At 73.2% G+C, this 16,069-nt stretch carries 14 protein-coding genes and 1 pseudogene; 9 read left to right on the top strand and 6 right to left on the bottom strand.

Features of this window, described 5'->3' with window-relative positions; genetic code table 11:
• Positions 1–261, bottom strand: a pseudogene (locus MXD95_RS26355) (hypothetical protein); the annotation flags it as partial.
• Positions 262–506: 245 nt separating this feature from the next.
• On the opposite strand from MXD95_RS26355, the gene MXD95_RS26350 reads away from it, so the two are divergent.
• From MXD95_RS26350 to MXD95_RS26330, 5 genes are all read left to right on the top strand, one after another.
• Positions 507–1,559: a hypothetical protein gene (locus tag MXD95_RS26350; protein WP_250643433.1), complete on the top strand. Its 1,053-nt coding sequence runs from the start codon at positions 507–509 to the stop codon at positions 1,557–1,559.
• A 367-nt stretch (positions 1,560–1,926) separates the two neighbouring features.
• Positions 1,927–2,358, top strand: a complete 432-nt coding sequence (locus MXD95_RS26345) for a hypothetical protein (protein ID WP_250643432.1) — start codon at positions 1,927–1,929, stop codon at positions 2,356–2,358.
• A gap of 21 nt (positions 2,359–2,379) precedes the next feature.
• Positions 2,380–3,531: an MBL fold metallo-hydrolase gene (locus MXD95_RS26340; RefSeq protein ID WP_250643431.1), complete on the top strand. Its 1,152-nt coding sequence runs from the start codon at positions 2,380–2,382 to the stop codon at positions 3,529–3,531.
• A 178-nt stretch (positions 3,532–3,709) separates the two neighbouring features.
• Complete coding sequence (locus tag MXD95_RS26335; RefSeq protein WP_250643430.1) at positions 3,710–4,291, top strand: TerD family protein; 582 nt, start codon at positions 3,710–3,712, stop codon at positions 4,289–4,291.
• Positions 4,292–4,618: 327 nt separating this feature from the next.
• Positions 4,619–5,716 (top strand): alpha/beta hydrolase, encoded by a 1,098-nt coding sequence (locus tag MXD95_RS26330; protein WP_250643439.1) that lies wholly within the window; start codon positions 4,619–4,621, stop codon positions 5,714–5,716.
• A gap of 14 nt (positions 5,717–5,730) precedes the next feature.
• Here the strand turns inward: MXD95_RS26330 and MXD95_RS26325 are convergent, their stop codons facing one another.
• The gene (locus MXD95_RS26325; RefSeq protein WP_250643429.1) at positions 5,731–6,054 is read right to left on the bottom strand and encodes a type II toxin-antitoxin system RelE family toxin; all 324 of its coding nucleotides are present in this window, start codon (positions 6,052–6,054) and stop codon (positions 5,731–5,733) included.
• Positions 6,055–6,358: 304 nt separating this feature from the next.
• On the opposite strand from MXD95_RS26325, the gene MXD95_RS26320 reads away from it, so the two are divergent.
• Both MXD95_RS26320 and MXD95_RS26315 read left to right on the top strand, forming a co-directional pair.
• Complete coding sequence (locus tag MXD95_RS26320) at positions 6,359–6,784, top strand: CoA-binding protein (RefSeq protein WP_250643428.1); 426 nt, start codon at positions 6,359–6,361, stop codon at positions 6,782–6,784.
• Positions 6,785–6,910: 126 nt separating this feature from the next.
• On the top strand, positions 6,911–9,067 hold the full coding sequence (locus tag MXD95_RS26315) for a toll/interleukin-1 receptor domain-containing protein (protein ID WP_250643427.1): 2,157 nt from the start codon (positions 6,911–6,913) through the stop codon (positions 9,065–9,067).
• A gap of 219 nt (positions 9,068–9,286) precedes the next feature.
• Here MXD95_RS26315 and MXD95_RS26310 read toward each other — a convergent pair whose 3' ends face one another.
• On the bottom strand, positions 9,287–10,912 hold the full coding sequence (locus MXD95_RS26310; RefSeq protein WP_250643426.1) for a hypothetical protein: 1,626 nt from the start codon (positions 10,910–10,912) through the stop codon (positions 9,287–9,289).
• Positions 10,913–11,049: 137 nt separating this feature from the next.
• Entirely contained in the window at positions 11,050–12,426 is a 1,377-nt protein-coding gene (locus MXD95_RS26305) for a glycosyltransferase family 2 protein (RefSeq protein WP_250643425.1), read from the bottom strand.
• A 424-nt stretch (positions 12,427–12,850) separates the two neighbouring features.
• Here MXD95_RS26305 and MXD95_RS26300 point away from each other — a divergent pair, with 424 nt between their 5' ends.
• Positions 12,851–13,132: a DUF5999 family protein gene (locus tag MXD95_RS26300; RefSeq protein ID WP_250643424.1), complete on the top strand. Its 282-nt coding sequence runs from the start codon at positions 12,851–12,853 to the stop codon at positions 13,130–13,132.
• Positions 13,133–13,303: 171 nt separating this feature from the next.
• Positions 13,304–14,908 carry a bifunctional phosphatase PAP2/diacylglycerol kinase family protein gene (locus tag MXD95_RS26295; protein ID WP_480024068.1) on the top strand — a complete coding sequence of 535 codons (1,605 nt, stop codon included), beginning with the start codon at positions 13,304–13,306 and terminating at the stop codon, positions 14,906–14,908.
• Positions 14,909–15,022: 114 nt separating this feature from the next.
• Here MXD95_RS26295 and MXD95_RS26290 read toward each other — a convergent pair whose 3' ends face one another.
• Complete coding sequence (locus tag MXD95_RS26290) at positions 15,023–15,859, bottom strand: hypothetical protein (RefSeq protein WP_250643423.1); 837 nt, start codon at positions 15,857–15,859, stop codon at positions 15,023–15,025.
• Entirely contained in the window at positions 15,856–16,044 is a 189-nt protein-coding gene (locus MXD95_RS26285) for a hypothetical protein (RefSeq protein ID WP_250643422.1), read from the bottom strand. The genes MXD95_RS26290 and MXD95_RS26285 overlap by 4 nt, the downstream gene beginning before the upstream one ends.
• Positions 16,045–16,069: the final 25 nt, after the last annotated feature.

Below are 16,069 nucleotides of genomic sequence, written 5' to 3'. Positions count from 1 at the left end.
GGGGGGGGGGGGGGGGGGGGGGGGGGGGGGGGGGGGGGGGGGGGGGGGGGGGGGGGGGGGGGGGGGGGGGGGGGGGTTGGGGGGGGGGGGGGGGGGGGGGGGGGGGGGGGGGGGGGGGGGGGGGGGGGGGGGGGGGGGCCCCCCCCCCCGGCGCGCGGGGTTGGCCTGACGTGGGCCCGGAGTCCCGGGGGGCGGTCGGTCGTGGGCGGGCGGCCCGGCCGGAAAGCGTCGCGCGGCGCGGACGGATCGCGCTTCGTGCACGGGATGTTTCGGGGCGGCGCCTCCCTCGGCCCAGATGTGTGACTCCCGCGAAACTGAGTGAAATATCGGTGGATCCGGTGACAGAAACGAGTCATTTGGCCCTGTAAGGCGGAGTCGTCGCTCTAGCCTCGAGCGTGATGACGCGGGATGGTGGGGGAGACGCCGCTGCGGCCTCGGGGCGGCACCGCTCGCCCTGGGGCCGAGGTGGGCGCATTCTGCCGATCCGATGGGGACGGATCGTCGCGGTGGCGCTGGCCCTCACCGTCCTGGTGGCAAGCCTGGTTCTCGTGCGGCTGCGGCTCGACGAGAACGGCCATCCGGGGCGGACCGGCGCGCCGGGGGGCCGCCGGGCGATGACGGGTACCGCGCCGCCGGACGTGCTCACCGCGACCACCGCCTCACCGCAGCCCCACCGCGCGGCTCCCGGCGCGGCGGCGCCCTCCGGTACCGCCGCGCCCGACGGCCAGCCGTCCACACCGGACGGTCGCGATGCAACCACCGGTCCGTCCACGGGACGGCCGAGCGTCACCGGCCGCCCCGGAACCACTCGGCCGGCCGGGGCGGTGCTGGGGCTGAGCGCGACCCGGGTAGACCTGGGCGCGGTCGACTCGACCTGGCGGCTGAACCTGCGCGCGGAGGGGACGGCGCCGGTGGATGTCGTCGTCGGGAAGACACCGTCGTGGCTGGCCGTCGTGCCGGACCGGAAACGGGTCGATCCAGGTACGAGCATCCCGCTCATGATCACTCTCAACCGGGCCTCGGCGCCGACGGGAACGGTGGACGTCTCGGTGCCGGTGGCCGCCGGCAACGGCACCGGCGGCGCGGATGTGCGGATCACCGCGCAGGTGGACGGCTCGCCGCGGATCGCATCGGTGACCGCATCCCCGGCGCGTATCGTCCGCGCGGGCTGCCCGACAGCGGGCGCTGCCACGCCGGCGGCACCGGCGCGCTCCGAGACCGGAAGCGACGCCGGTGGTGGCGGGGGCGCCGGTGGTACCGGTGCGCCGGCGTCGCCGAGCGCAGCGGCGCCCGGGAACACGGACACGACCACGGTGACCGTGACGGCCAACGATGAGACTGGCATCCAGTCCGCGCGCCTGACGGGCACCCTCCCGGACGGGCGCGCCCTCGACCAACCGCTCACCCTCGGCCCGGCCTCCGGCGACCGCACGTCCTGGACGGCCGTACTCCTCGCCCAGGACACCGGGACGATCGCCTACACCGCGACCGTGACCAGCCTGACCGGACGGACCGCCACGTCGTCAGGAACCGTCACTGTTCTCCCCTGCCCGGCCTGATCTCCCAGCGCCGGACGTGATGCTGTGCCCGGACGTGATGCTGTGCCCGGACGTGATGATGCCGCCCGGCTCGGGGGGTGCCGGGCGGCACCCCACCATCATGGCAGTTCTGGTCGTTCGCGCCAAGTCCCTCCCCGGTGTTCCGACGGCAACCGGTCCTAACCCAAGCGAGTATTACCAGGTCAGGGCCCTGCCTCGTGGTTCTCCGTGATCGCGGTGGGCCGGCTGGAGAAGGCACGTTCGGCGTCCGCCCGGGAGCCCCCGAACCCGCTATGGGCGCCGGCCCTGGCTCCGGTCTCGGCTTCGGTTCTGGGCCGGGGACGGACATACAGACGGGCTCCGGTGAGCGCGCCGGTCGCCGATCCGGATGACCCTGACCGGGACGAGGCCGTCCGCGGGCGACGCCCTCGAGCAGCGCCTCCCGGGCCGCGCGTGCCTGGGCGTGCCGCGTTTCGGCGCGGTCGACGGCGGCGGTCGCGGTGCGCGGCAGTTCCGCCGCGGATGCCAGGTAGCCGGGGTTGAGCTCGGCGCCGCGCGGCGCGGCGCCGAACCTGCGGGCCGCCTCGGCGGTGAGCGGGTGGAGGCGGCGGACCCGCCCCCGCCCGACCCGTTGCCTGGCCTGATCGTGCTCTGGTCGTCGCTTCGTCGGTACGGGAAGACCCAGCGTCAGGGTGGCTGTGGCCGTCCCCACGCGCGTGCGGCGCGCGGTGTGATCGTGGCGGAGGAGGGCGTCCATACGATCGTCGTGGATCCGGCGTCAGGCGTCGCCGTGCGGCCCGGCCGCCGTCGACTTCCCTGACCCAATGGAGGCGCGACGCCCATGACCACCACGCCAGAGGCCGCCACGCCCGCCACTGCCATGCCCGCCACTGCCACGCCCGGAACCGCCATGCCCACCACTGCCACGCCCGGAACTGCCGGGTGCGAGAGCGGCAAGACCAGCATCACCCAGCCCGGCGCCGGTGGCACGGCGGTGCCGGCACAGCGCCGGCCGTTGCCGCCAGTGGAACAGATCCGTCCGGGGCTGTGGAGCGTGCCCGTCCCGCTGCCGGTGCGCAGGCCGCCCTACACCCTCGTGTACGTGTTCGAGACCCCGGTCGGGCCGTATCTGGTCGATGCCGGCTGGGATCATGACGAGGGGTACGAGGCGCTGGTCGCCGGCCTGGCGACGATCGGCCTGTCGATCGCCGACGTCCGCGGGATCCTGCTCACCCACGGCCATCCCGACCATCTCGGCCTGGCGCACCGGATCCGCTCGGCGAGCGGCGCCTGGATCGCGCTGCATCCGCTGGACGCCGCCGCCCTGCACCGTCCCCAGCTTCCTCGGCCCAGGGAACTCACCGCACTGCTCGCCGCGGCGGGCGTCCCCGACGACGTGGCCAGCGGCCTGCTCGCCGGTGGCCCACTGGTGATCGCCCGGCCACGGCCGCCGGATCTGTTGATCTCCGACAGCGACCGCCTGGACGTCCCCGGCTGGTCGCTGCACGCCCTGTGGACGCCCGGCCACTCGCCGGGGCATCTGTGCTTCTGGGAGTCCGAGCACCGGCTGTTGCTGTCCGGCGACCATGTCCTGCCGTCCACCGTGGTCACCACGCCCCTGCCGGATCAGACCGTCCCGGACCCGTTCGGCGACTACCTGCGCTCGCTGGCCCGGCTGCGTGGACTGGCCGCGACGCAGGTCCTGCCCGCCCACGAGCGGCCCTTCACCGGGCTGGAGGCGCGGCTGCTCGCGCTCGAGGCCTGCCACCGTGGCCGGATGACCCAGCTCGTCGACGGCCTGCGTGCCGGTGTCAACACCGTCTGGGAGCTTGCCGCCCTGGTCGGCTGGCACCGCCCGTTCGCCGACCTGAGCGGACGGGCGGTGCAGATCGCCGTGCAGGACACCGTCTCGTACCTCGCGGCCCTCGTCGCGACCGGCGTCGCCCGGGTCGAGCGCGGCACCCCCGACCGCTGGCGCCTGGTCACCCTCTGACCATGCGTTGGGCTGTTCCCTGCCCGCGGTGGACGGCTCCTTCGCGGTGGACGTCCTGTCCGCGGTGGCTGGCTCGATCGCGGTTGTGGTGTCAGTGTTGTCCGGTGTCGGATCACTGACGCCGCGGGTGGTCGGGCGGGGGATGTCGCCTCCCACGCCTCGGTACTAGGGTGTGGTCATGTCGTCCGTGTCGCTGTCCAAAGGCGGGAATGTCTCGCTGAGCAAGGTCGCGCCGAACCTCACGGTCGTGACGGTGGGGCTGGGCTGGAAGGTCCGCCAGACCAGCGGCGCCGACTATGACCTTGACGCGAGCGCCATCATCGTCGACGAGGCCGGCCGGGTGCTGTCCGACAGCTATTTCGTCTTCTTCAACAACCTGGTGAGCCCGGACGGCGCCGTCCAGCATCTCGGCGACAACCTCGTCGGCGGCGGAGGCGGCGACGACGAGCAGATCACCGTCGACCTGCGCACTCTCACCCTGCAGGCCGCCAAGGTCGTCTTCACGGTGTCGATCTACGACGCGGACTCGCGGCGTCAGACGTTCGGCCAGGTCCGCGACGCGTTCATCCGGGTCACCGACGCGAACAACGGCGCCGAGGTCGCCCGCTACGACCTCACCGAGGACGCCTCCACGGAGACCGCCATGATCTTCGGTGAGCTCTACCGCTACGGCAGCGAGTGGAAGTTCCGCGCCGTCGGCCAGGGCTACTCCACCGGCCTGCGCGGCATCGCCCTCGACTTCGGCGTCAACGTCTCCTGACTGACCCACGCCCGGCCTGCACTAAGTCTCACGGTCCGGAGGGGCTACTCGCTGGCACTGTCCGTGCCGGATGCTCGACACCTTCGTGGTCGCGCAGCTGCGCGCCGAGGTTCCGGTCAGCGCGAGCTGCCCCCGGCTGTTCCATCTCCGACAGGAATCGGGGCGCCACGAGGTCGATGTCCGCAAAGATGTGCGGTCTGACGCCTTTGTGCGCGGATGGTCGCCCCGGGCCGGCTTTCCGCGGTTGACTCAGTGGCCGTTCTCTCGTCGGCGGTGGCGGGCCGGCGAGCGTGTCATCGCCAGGATCGGAGCTTCTGGTCCGTGAGCATGAAGCCAACGAACGTCACTCCGTTGGATCCCTTTCACCCTGATCTGCGGCGGGCTCGGTTCCTCCCGTCCGCCTCCGTGGGCCCGCGCAGCCTGCGCGTGGTCCGGGCGTTGACCAGACTGTCCACCCGCTGGTCGAAGACCCAGGCCGAGGTCGTGCAGGTTGCTCCGGGCGTCGCGGCGCGGGTGTATCGGCCCGTGCAGTCCCCGCCGGCTCCGCCTGTCCCGCCGACACCGCCCGTCCCGCCGGCTCCGCGAACACCGTCGTCCCCGCGGACAGCGCCGACACCGACCGTCACGCTCCAGCCGGAGGCGCCCCGGCCGGCGTTGCTGTGGATGCACGGTGGCGGTCTGGTCATCGGCGCCGCGGCCTTCGACGACGAGTTCTGCCGCCAGGTCGCCGACCAGCTCGGCGTCGTGGTGGTCTCGGTGGACTACCGGCTTGCTCCCGAACATCCCTACCCGACCCCGCTGGAGGACTGCTACCTCGGGCTGCGCTGGCTGGCCGCGCAGCCCGAGGTCGACCAGGACCGGATCGCGGTCGGCGGCAACAGCGCCGGCGGCGGCCTGGCCGTCGCGCTCACTCTTCTCGCGCGCCAGCGCGGCGAGATCGGGCTGACGTTCCAGCTACTCTCCTACCCGATGATCGATGACCGGAGTAGCGACCGGATCGACATCGCCCCACGGCAGTTGCGGATGTGGAACCAGAACAGCAACCGATACGGCTGGACCGCCTACCTCGGCCCCGCCGCGACCGACGCCACCGGTGAGGTGTCGCCGCTGGCCGTGCCGGCCCGCGCCAAGGATCTCACCGGCCTGCCGCCGGCCTGGATCGGTGTCGGCACCCGCGACCTGTTCCACGACGAGGACGTCGCCTACGCCCATCGACTGCGTGCCGCCGGGGTGCCCTGCGCACTGCACGAGGTGCCGGGCGCCTACCACGGCTTCGACCTCATCGAAGCCACCGCCGCCGTCTCCCGCGAGTTCCGCCGCGCCCAGATCGCCACTCTGTCCGCCGCGCTGACGGTTCCCGCGCCGCGGCAGCCAGACAGCCAGCCTGACCAGCCGATCGCCGCCGACCCGCGCCTGTCGACCTGATGCCGGCCGGGGCTTCAGATACGGCGCCAGCCGGCGGCGGTGCCGGTACGGCCGACCTGGGGGACGAGTCGGGTGCGGGAGCCGCGTGGGCCGATCACCATCACGCGCACGGTCCTGGTGTTCGCGTCCACCCGGTACAGGACACGCCAGGTGCGGGCGGTCGCCTCGAACATGCCGACCTGCTGCTGCTCGCCGGGCATGGGGGTGCCGGCCTTGTGCGGGTCGTCGCGCAGCTTGCCGTCGAGGAAGCTACGGACCTCGCTGCGGGTGAGCTCGGCGAGCTTGGCGAGGTCCCGCTCGGCTGAGGCGGACAGGGTCACCTCGTGCTTGTCACTCACGATGCTCGTCTCATGCTCGTCTCATGCTCGCTCGCGCATGGCCGGCTGTCCGCGTTCGTCACATGATGATTTTATCTTTCGCGCCACGCCGACGAGGCGCGTTCGCGTCGGGCGCGGCCGTTCACCGCTGGCCGGCCTGCCCCCCGTCAAGGTCGAAGACCACTGCCGCGATGCCGCCCATCGTGTTCCCTCCGGGTGCCGGCCGGTGTCAGCTCCGGCGGGTGTTCGCGCCGGACGATACGCGAGGCCCGCCCGGGCCATCGGCGACGGATGACGCGGGCCGTCGCCGACGTTGTCGATGGTCATGCGCTCCGGAGACGACGAGACGATCCGTCACCTGCTGGCCGACACCACCGTATGGGCGGTGGTCGGCCTGTCCGCCAACACCGCCCGGACGGCCTACTCCATCGGCGAGTACCTGCGCCGCGGCGGCAAGCGGGTCGTGCCGGTCCACCCGTCCGCGCCGACGATCGCGGGGGAGCCGGGCTACGCCACGCTCAGCGACATCCCATTCCCGGTCGACGTCGTGGATGTCTTCGTCCGCTCCGAGCTCGCGGGCCCGGTCGTCGACGAGGCCGTCAAGATCGGCGCGGGGAGTATCTGGCTCCAGCTCGGCGTGCGGGACGACGCCGCCGCGCTGCGGGCCACGCAGGCCGGGGTTCCGATCGTGATGGATACCTGCCCCGCCATCGAGGCCCCCCGCCTGGGGCTTCCCTGGCCACCACGCTGACCCTGCCCGCGACCCGCGCGGCTCACGACCCGCGGCTCCTGCCGCCACGCGGTGCGGTTGGCCGCGAGTCGCCGTCATGTACCCGTTCCCTGGCATCATGTGGTCGACAGGCGAAAATGGTGCACTGTGTCGGGGGATGGTGACGGTACGCCGGGGTGGGACTTCTTCGTGTCCTACACCACGGTGGACCGATCATGGGCCGTGTGGATCGCCTGGCAGCTGGAGGAGAGCGGGTATCAGGTGCTGGTCCAGGCCTGGGACTTCGTGCCCGGGACGGACTGGCGGGTCAAGATGGACCAGGGGGTCATCCACGCCACGCGCACCATCGCGGTGGTGTCCAGGGCGTATCTGGCCTCGATCTACGGCAGCGAGGAGTGGCGCGCCGCCCGGGCAGCCGACCCCGAGGGCCTGCAACGCCGGCTGTTGCCACTGCGCATCGAGGAGTGCGACCCGCCGGACGAACTGAGCACCGTGGTCTCGGTCGACCTGTTCGGGCTGTCTGCCCACGAGACCCGGGAGCGTCTGCTCACCGCGGTCCGGGCGGCACTTCTGGGCCGGGAGAAGCCGACCGTCGAACCCGAGTTCCCGGTGCGTCCCGGACGGCTCCCGTCGGCCCGCCCCGATGCCCTGGCAGACACCCAGCCCCCCTCGGACGGACTGCCCCCGTCGCCACCGCCTCCCTCCATCCCGGCCTTTCCCACCTCGTCGCCGTCCTTCGTCACCCAGCCGGCTCCAGGCCCCCGGCTGGCCCCTGCCGCCGAGCCATCCCCTGCCGCCGAGCCATCCCCTGCCGCCGAGCCATCCCCTGCCGCCGAGCCATCCCCTGCGGCCAAGCCATCCCCTGTCGCCGAGCCATCCGCTGCGATCGAGTCATCCCCTGTCGCCGAGCCGGCCTCGGTCACCCAGCCGGTCTCCGACACTGAACCGTCCTCTCCCACGCAACGGTTTCCCGTCGCGCTTCCGTTTCCCGCCACTGCGTCGCCCGCCCCTGCGTCGCCCGTCCCTTCGCGCTCTCCTGCCCCCGTGTCCGCGCAGGCCGCCCAGCGCCCGCCGCAGACGATCAGCGGTCGGCTCACCGGCCATACCAACTGGGTGCGGTCGGTTTGCTTCTCCCCGGATGGACGCACCCTCGCCAGCGGCAGCCACGACCGCACGGTACGGCTGTGGGACGTCAGCCAACCGCACCTCGCCCACCCGGCCGGGCCCGCGCTCACCGGCCACCTCGACCGTGTCCTGTGCGTGGCGTTCTCCCCGGACGGGCGAGTGCTCGCCGCCGGTGGAGCTGACGGGACGGTCCGACTGTGGGCCATCGCCGACCGGCGACATCCCACGCCGCTCGCCACCCTTCGCACCGGTCCCGCCGGCGCATCCTCGGGTCCTACCGGCGCACCCGCGCCTCCTTCCGGCACCTTCTCGGGTCTCGCTGGCACCTCGTCGGGTCCTTCCGGCGCGTCCGCGGCTCCTTCCGGCATGTCCGCCGAGCCCGCCGGCCCGCCGGCCCGCCGTCCCGTGAGGCCTCCGGGGCTCGGCGGTACGACGGCCGCTTCCGCCGGCGTCGCAAGCACCGCGGGCACGCCGCCCGCGCCCACGGGCACAGCGGGCAGACCCGCCGTCACCTCGGCGGTGTGGTCGGTGGCGTTCTCGCCGGACGGGCGCACCCTCGCCGCGGGCAGCCACCACGGCCAGGTGTTGCGGTGGGACATCCGCCGCGCGCGGCTCGGCGGGCCGCTCGACGTGCGCCCGGTCAACGTCCCCCTGCACGGTCACGTCGACCGGGTCCTGTCCGTGGCGTTCTCCCCGGATGGTCGGCTGCTCGCCACCAGCGGTGCCGACGCGACGATCCGGCTGTGGGATGTGTCCGGTCCCTTACCCGCGAGGTCCCGGGCCACCCTGCGTACCGGCACCGCGGGACGGGTCTGGTCGGTGGCCTTCGCGCCGGACGGGCGGACTCTCGCCGCCAGCGGTGATGGAACGGTGTGGCGATGGCGGCTCGGCCACGGTGGGGGCGCCGAGCCACTCGGCAGCCTGCCCGTGGGGAGCTCCGCCCGCGTGTTGTCGGTGGCCTACTCCCCGGATGGTCGGACCTTGGCCGCCAGCAGCGATGACGGGGCTCTGCGCCTGTGGGATCTCACCCGGGCGCGCGACGCCCAGCGGATCGGCCTTCCGCTCACCGGCCACACCAGCCACCTGGTCTTCGCTGTCGTCTTCGCGCCGGACGGACGCATGCTGGCCACCAGCGGCGCCGATGCCACGATCCGTCTCTGGGAGCTGCCGAAGCCCTGACCGCTCCCGTCCGTCCACGACCGGAGCCTCCCCGAACCGCGTGCTCTCGGGTCGGGGCTGCCGTCGGCCGCGAAGCGGCGAGCCGGCGATCGCTGCTCTCCGCGATGAGCGAGGCAGCAAGATCCCCCCAGGTGGGTCGTGGTGGGGGGCAAATCGGACCGGAATACGCCCACGGCGACCTATTATGATCTTGTGGCCGCGCGGTGTCCGGGTAGGGCGTCACGAATCGAGCGGGGTCGGCGCCCACAAGCCCGAGCTGATGATCTCATCGGGGGCGCGGCGGGAGCGGCGGATCAGGACCAGGCGGCGGACGCCGAGAGCGGCGGCCGGAGGAAGCAGCAGGAGTACCGGCAGCATGTACCGGTAGTCGAAACAGACCGTGGCGGCGGGCACCACCAGGAAGGCGAGACCGGCGACGACCAGCAGTGCGATGTCGGCCCGCAGGCGGGACTGCTCGAGCGCCCGCACCCGGAACCGGCGCCGGGCCGACGCCCCGCGCAGCCCGAGCCGAGGGGCCGCACGCCGCGCCGGCAGCACGACCGCGACCACGGCGAGGCCGAGCAGGCCGGCGAGGACCGGGCCGGGGGTGAAGCCGTACCGCCCGTAGCCGCGCAGGTGCCCGGCGGCGGGCTCGCGGATGATCCTTGTGGTGCCGTGCCCGTGAAAGGCGAGCAGCGGCTCGTTGTTGTGCAGGTAGCGGGGTTCGTTCGCGGTCGGGAAGCGCCAGGTGGCGTCGGGCCAGTCTCGGTGGCCGATCGGCCGGCCGGGGCGGAAGTAGTGCAGGACCTCGCTGGCGACCATCCGGGCGTAGTCGCCGAACTGGTGGCGGATCACCTGCCGGGTGAACGTGCGCATCAGGGCTTCCTGCTCGTCCGGCGGGCCGGGTAGGCGCCAGTGCGGGCTGTTGCCGTTCCACACGTAGTAGCTCGGGTCCGGCCGTTGCGAGACCGGATGTGGGGAGCACAGCACGAGGGCCTGCTCGGGCAGGTGCAGACGGTCGCACTCGGCGATCGGGGCGACCCGCCCGTACATCCAGACGGCGTCTCCGCCGGTCAGCGCATACTTCCCGTGGGCGGAATGGAACCAGGCCGCGTAGGCGACGAGTGGGACCGCGAGCACGACCGCGAAGGAGCCCAGGCGCACCCAGCCGACCCGGCGCAGCAGCATCCAGGCGAGCACGAGCACGGCCACGGGCACCCCGATGGTGCGCACCAGAGCGGCTGCGGCCAGCAGCAGCCCGGCCAGCGCGCACGCCCAGATCGCCGGACGCGGTGACCACAGCAGCGTGACGAGCGCGCCGATCAGCAGCGTCCCGAACAGGGCTTCGGCCATCACATAGTGCTCGAGGACCAGCTCGTAGGCGTCGAGCAGGACCGGCGTGGCGGCGAGCGCGGCGATGGGTGCCGCCACCCGGCGGTGGACGAGCAGCGCGTAGAGCGCCACACCGACCGCGAGCCCGGCGGCGTGCTGGACGACGGCGACCCACCACAGGTCGCCGGTGAACGACAGCAGTCGCAGGAAGGCGGGATAGCCCGCCGGGCGCATCGGGTCGGGGGAGTGCAGCGTCGACAGCCGCAGGTAGGCGTACGAGTCGCCGTTGAACTCGAAGGCGGGGCGGTAGGCATAGGCGCTCAGCGCCCGCAGCGCCAGGCCTGCCGCGAACACGACCGCGAACGGCAGGTGGCGCACCATCTGACGGCCGCCGCGCGGCTGGTGGGTCTCCCGGCCGCCCTCGCGATCCTCGAAGGGCCGATCGTCCCCGTCTGCGTCGCCGCGGCTGTCGCCGAGGGTGCCGCCGAGCCGGACGGGAGCGTCCAGCCAGGTGTCCCGTTGCGCTCTGGGCATGGAGCCGCCCTGCTCGGCGGGACTGGAGTGATTGGATCCGGATACCGGGGGATCCGGAGGAGTGTGCTCGGCGTTGGGCTCGGACGGGGTCACCATCGTGGCGGGGGCGTCTGCGGGGTGCTGTCAGGGGAACGTCGTCAGAAGCCGACGGCTTCGGGCGTGGCCTGGACGGTCTCCCGGCCTCGTCCGCCGGGCGCGGGCGCGTCGTCGGACGGGGTACTCCAGTCCGGTGTCGGCGCCCCGCCTGGCGGCAGCGCCGCGCCGCCGGGTGGCAGTGACCCGGCCGGTGGGTCGTTCGGTGTGCCCGGGGTGGGGTGGGCGGAGGAGCGCTGGTGCTCGCCGCTGGGCCCGGCCGTGAGCAGCCGTAGGAAGAACGAGCCGAAGGCGGTCTGGGCGCCGAGCACCATGAGGGTCATCGCGAGCAGGGCGGGACGCATCTCGTTGAGGGGACCGAGATCGTTCGCGAGCCAGCGGGCCAGCACCACCGTGTCCACGACGAAGCCGATGCCGAACAGCAGCGTCCCGAGTGCCAGGCCGCGTTCCAGGGTGAACAGCCGGTGGATCTGCGGCAGTGGCCAGCGGCGCCGTTCGGGCCAGCCGGCCGCATGGTTGTGCACGTCCGCGCAGACGCCGAGCAGCACGACCTGCCAGCCCAGCAGCGCCAGGGCCGCGAAAAGGATCGAGAAGTGCAGGTCGAGGCGGTGGAACCCGAGGTCGAGCGAACCGGGCAGCAGCACCGCCTGGCCGACCAGCCCCAGCACGAGCATGACCAGCCCGGGCAGGACGAACAGGTGACGCGGCGCCAGTAGCAGCATGAACCGCAGGTGGCGCCAGCCGTCGCGCAGAGAGTGAAGTTTCGAGTCGCCCACCCGCGGGTGGTAGGTGATCGGCACCTCCTCGATGCGCAGCCCGGCCCGGCCGGCGGCGATGACGAGTTCGCTGGCGAGTTCCATCCCCTCGCAGCGCAGCCGCATGCGGAGGTAGGCCTCGCGGCTGAACGCACGCATCCCCGAGTGGGCGTCGGAGGAACGAACGTCAAACAAACGGTTGAGAATGCCGGTAAGAACTGGATTGCCGACATACCGGTGCAGCCACGGCATCGCCCCGGGCAGTATGCGGCCCGCGAAGCGAGACCCGAGCACATAGTCGGCCCGGCCGGCGCGCAGCGGGGCGAGCAGCGCCGACAGGTCGGAGAAGTCGTAGGAGTCGTCGGAGTCGCCCATCACGATCAGCCGGCCGCGGGCGGAGGCGAACCCGGCGAGGTAGGCGTTGCCGTACCCGCGCCGCGCCTCGTGCACCACCCGGGCGCCGGCCGCGCGGGCGATTCCGGCCGAGTCGTCCGTGGACCCGTTGTCGACGACGACCACCTCGCCGGAAGCACCGGCGGCGGCGAGGCCCGCCACGGCCTTGTGGACGCACACGCCGACCGAGTCCTGCTCGTTGAGGCACGGCATCACCACCGACACCTCGACCGGCCGTTCGGGCGCCAGCACCTCGGCCTGCGCACCCTCCATCGTCTTACCCCCTCCATGGCCGGGCGGGCCGCGGTACACGGCGGAACCGACGCGAGCCATTCTTACGGCCGGTCCCCGGGATCGCGCGGCCGCGGTCCCGTAACCTACCGATCTGTCCCGCACGTTCCGATACCGGTATCGGAAGACGGACATGCCGTGTCCTGTACAGCGATCGCCAGGTGTGATCGAATCCGTGTTCTAGCTGGTCAGGGCGATGTGGGGAGCCGGCGGCGGGGGAAGGTTCGCGGGCGGGCCGGGCGCCAGGACAGACACGCCAGGCAGTTCGCACGCGCCTCGGTGTGACGCTTCTTACGGGGAGGCGTAACGTCTGGTGCCCGTGCAAGGTGTTGGTGTTTCAGAAGAGCCGCAGGCGCCCCCGGCGCCGAGCGGTGGCCAGGAATGTCCCTCTACTGCCACGCCGGCTGTGGCTGCCACCGGCGGTGCCGCCGCTGGCACCGCCGGCTGTCCGCACCATCCGCCCTGCCCGGCGGCCGACAGCGCCGACCGGGATGCCGCCCGCCTCGCCCGGGAGCACTGGGATCAGGGTTGGAGCCTGCTGTGCAACGGCGTGATCCTCTTCGACGACACCGGGGAGATCCTGCCGACCGGCCGCACGGTCGAGCCCCGTCGTACCCCGCCGCGGCCCGCGGCGGTTCCGTTCACCCCGGCACCCCGTCGGGCGAGCCAGGCTCCCGCGCGGGTCTGACCCGGACGATCCCGGCGCACCGTCGCAGGAGTCGGGCTCGTCCGGTCCGTGGCCGGCTGTGCGCGCCGCCCAGCCCGGACGGCCGTGCTACCCCGCGGACCCCGAGCCCGTGGTGCGTGTGACGTTCGTCCCTGATGATCGGACGGCCCTTCGGACGGGTACGGTGCCGTCGTGGTGCTGAGACCGGTGAACCCGCGGGTGACGAGGACGGTGGCCTGCGGCAGGCCCGGACTGGGGCGGGCCCGGGTGTTCATGCGGCGTGACATCGCCGTCGGCCGGACGTTCGCCAACGCGTTCATGCGCGCCGACCGGTCACTGTTCACCTCCCTCGCCGGCGGACGGCCGCTGCTCGACCCGGTGCTGCCACGGTTGTCGCACGCGGCCGACCATGGCCTGCTGTGGTGGGGAGTCGCCGGGGCGTTGGGTGCGACCAAGGGGCGACGGCGCCCGGCCGCCGCCCGGGGCCTGATCGGGCTCGGTGTCGCGAGCGTCCTCGCCAACGGCCCGGCCAAGTTCGTGTTTCGCCGCGACCGGCCGCCGACCCATGGGATCCCGCCACTGCGCCGGCTCTCCCGTGATCTCACGACATTCTCGTTCCCGTCCGGGCACGCGGCCTCGGCCGCCGCGTTCGCGACCGGCGTCGCCCTGGACGCGCCCGCCGCCGCGGTGCCGGTGGCGGCGCTCGCCACCGCGGTTGCGTTCTCCCGGGTCTACGTCGGCGTGCACTACCCCGGGGATGTGCTCGCTGGTATGGCGCTGGGCGTCGGCGCGGGTCTGCTGACCACGAAGGTGATGCCGCGCCGACCCTGGGCGCCGGCGCGGGCGAGCCTGGCGTCGACCTGCGCGCCGGCACTACCCGACGGCGACGGGCTGACCGTGGTCGTGAACTCCCGTTCCGGCCAGGGCCACCACGCCGACCTGGTGGCGGTGCTGCGCGCCGACCTGCCGCGGGCCCGCGTCCTCGAGGTCGGCCCGACGGGCGATGCCGACTGCGGCACCATGGACGAGGCGCTCGCGAAGGCAGCGGCGACGTGCCGGGTGCTCGGCATCGCCGGCGGCGACGGCAGCATCAACACCGCCGCGCAGGTCGCGATCACCCGGGGCATGCCACTCGCGATCTTTCCCGCGGGTACCCTCAACCATTTTGCCGCCGACCTCGGTCTCGACGGCGCCGGGGACACAGTGCAGGCACTGCGAGCCGGTACGGCGGTCGCTGTCGACCTGGGCCGCGCCGACGGGATCTCCGCGAGGCACGACCGGATCTCGCGGATCTTCGTGAACACGGCCAGCCTCGGCGGCTACCCCGACATGGTCGCGCTGCGCGAACGGTATGAGCGGCGCCTCGGCAAGTGGCCGGCGATGATCATCGCGTTGTGCTGGGTACTGCGCAACGAGACGCCGTTCGACGTCGAGATCGACGGCGAGCGGCGCCGCGTCTGGCTGATCTTCGTCGGCAACGGGGTCTACCATCCCGACGGGTTCGCGCCGACCTACCGTAGCCGGCTGGACGAGAGCCGCCTCGACCTGCGGGTCGTCGACGCCGCGGCGTCGCTGGCCCGGGTGCGCCTCGTCGGGGCGGTGCTCACCGGACGGCTCGGCCGCAGCCGCGTCTATGAGCAGCGCACCGTCGACCGGGTGCTCATCTCCTCCCGTAAACCCGGCGCCCTGCCGTTCGCCTGCGACGGAGAGGTCACCGAAGGAGTGGACCGGATCGTGATCGCCCCGAGCGGAGCCCGCCTGATCGTCTACCGCCCCCGCCGGACCGACGCGGGCTGACCCGCGGGCCGGCCCCGCCGCCGCCGCGGTGGCGAGATCGCGGCGGCGGTCTGAGGCGCGTGCCGTGACAGCGCCCGGGTCGGCCCCGGCGCGGGCGCTGTCACCCGGGCGGGGTCAGCTGCCGCGGTGCTGCAGCGGGATGAGGGTGTGCAACGGCCGGGTGAGCTGGCTGAACTGGTCGGTGTCCAGCAGGTCCTCGACGAGCAGCGCGCAGGCCAGGTCCGCGCACAGCTCCATCACCCGGTGGTCCTCCCCGGAGTCCAGTCCGAGCCGGCGCCCGCGGCAGTCCGGGCACAGCCGCCAGAAGCCCTCGGCGGCGCTGCGGCGCACCAGCGTCCACACCCGGCGCCGCCCGGTCACCACGGCACTGGCGAAGGCCGCGTCCATGGCCCGCTGGTGGGCGGTGTCGTCTCGGGTCAGCGCGCTGACGAGCAGACCGTCGAACACCTCCAGGCTGTCCGGGTCATGGCAGCGACCGGCGAGCACCGGCAGGGCCGCCAGCACCCGCTTGACATCCGCCGCGGCGGGGCCGAGGTCGGGCTCGTGCGAGCGCGCCCGCGGATAGACGGCCCGCCACGGCCGCATCAGGGCCGCGAACTCGGCTCGGCCGAGGACCGGGCGGGCGTAGGAAGCCGCGACCGCGTCGCGCATCGCCCGCAACGCGGTGGCCGCTACCGACGGCTCGACCGTCACGTATTCCGCGCCGGCCAGATCGTCGGCGTAGATCGCGCTGAGCGCGTCGAAGGCGGCCAGCACCTCGACGATCAGTGGCGAGTCCGGCGAGAGTGCCTTGTCCCGGGCGGCGGCCAGATAGCCGGAGTTGCGCCAGGCGCCGGCCAGCGCCCCGAGTTCGGCGTCGGAGGTGTGCACGAGCTGGGCGAGGATGCCGAGGATGCCCCGCAGGTTGGGATGCTCCTCCAGCCGCTCGATGCGACGGGCCCGCAGGATCATGCCGCGTACCTGGCGGCTCTCGGGACCCCGTTCACCGTGTCCCCTCCGGCCATGCCCCGTCCGGTCGTGTCCAGGCCGGTCGTGCCCACGTGGGCCGTGCCCCCTCGGATCGTGACCACCTCGATCGTGTCCATCTCGACCGTGTCCTCCTCGACCGTCACGGTGTGGTCCTCCTCAACCGTCACGGCGTGCACCGGGCAGCCGTCGTTC

Origin of the sequence: Frankia sp. AiPa1 (genome assembly GCF_023243075.1) — a bacterium.
Lineage (GTDB): Bacteria > Actinomycetota > Actinomycetes > Frankiales > Frankiaceae > Frankia.
The sequence above is the reverse complement of the archived record's forward strand: the minus strand, read 5'-3'. Positions and strand labels throughout refer to the sequence as shown.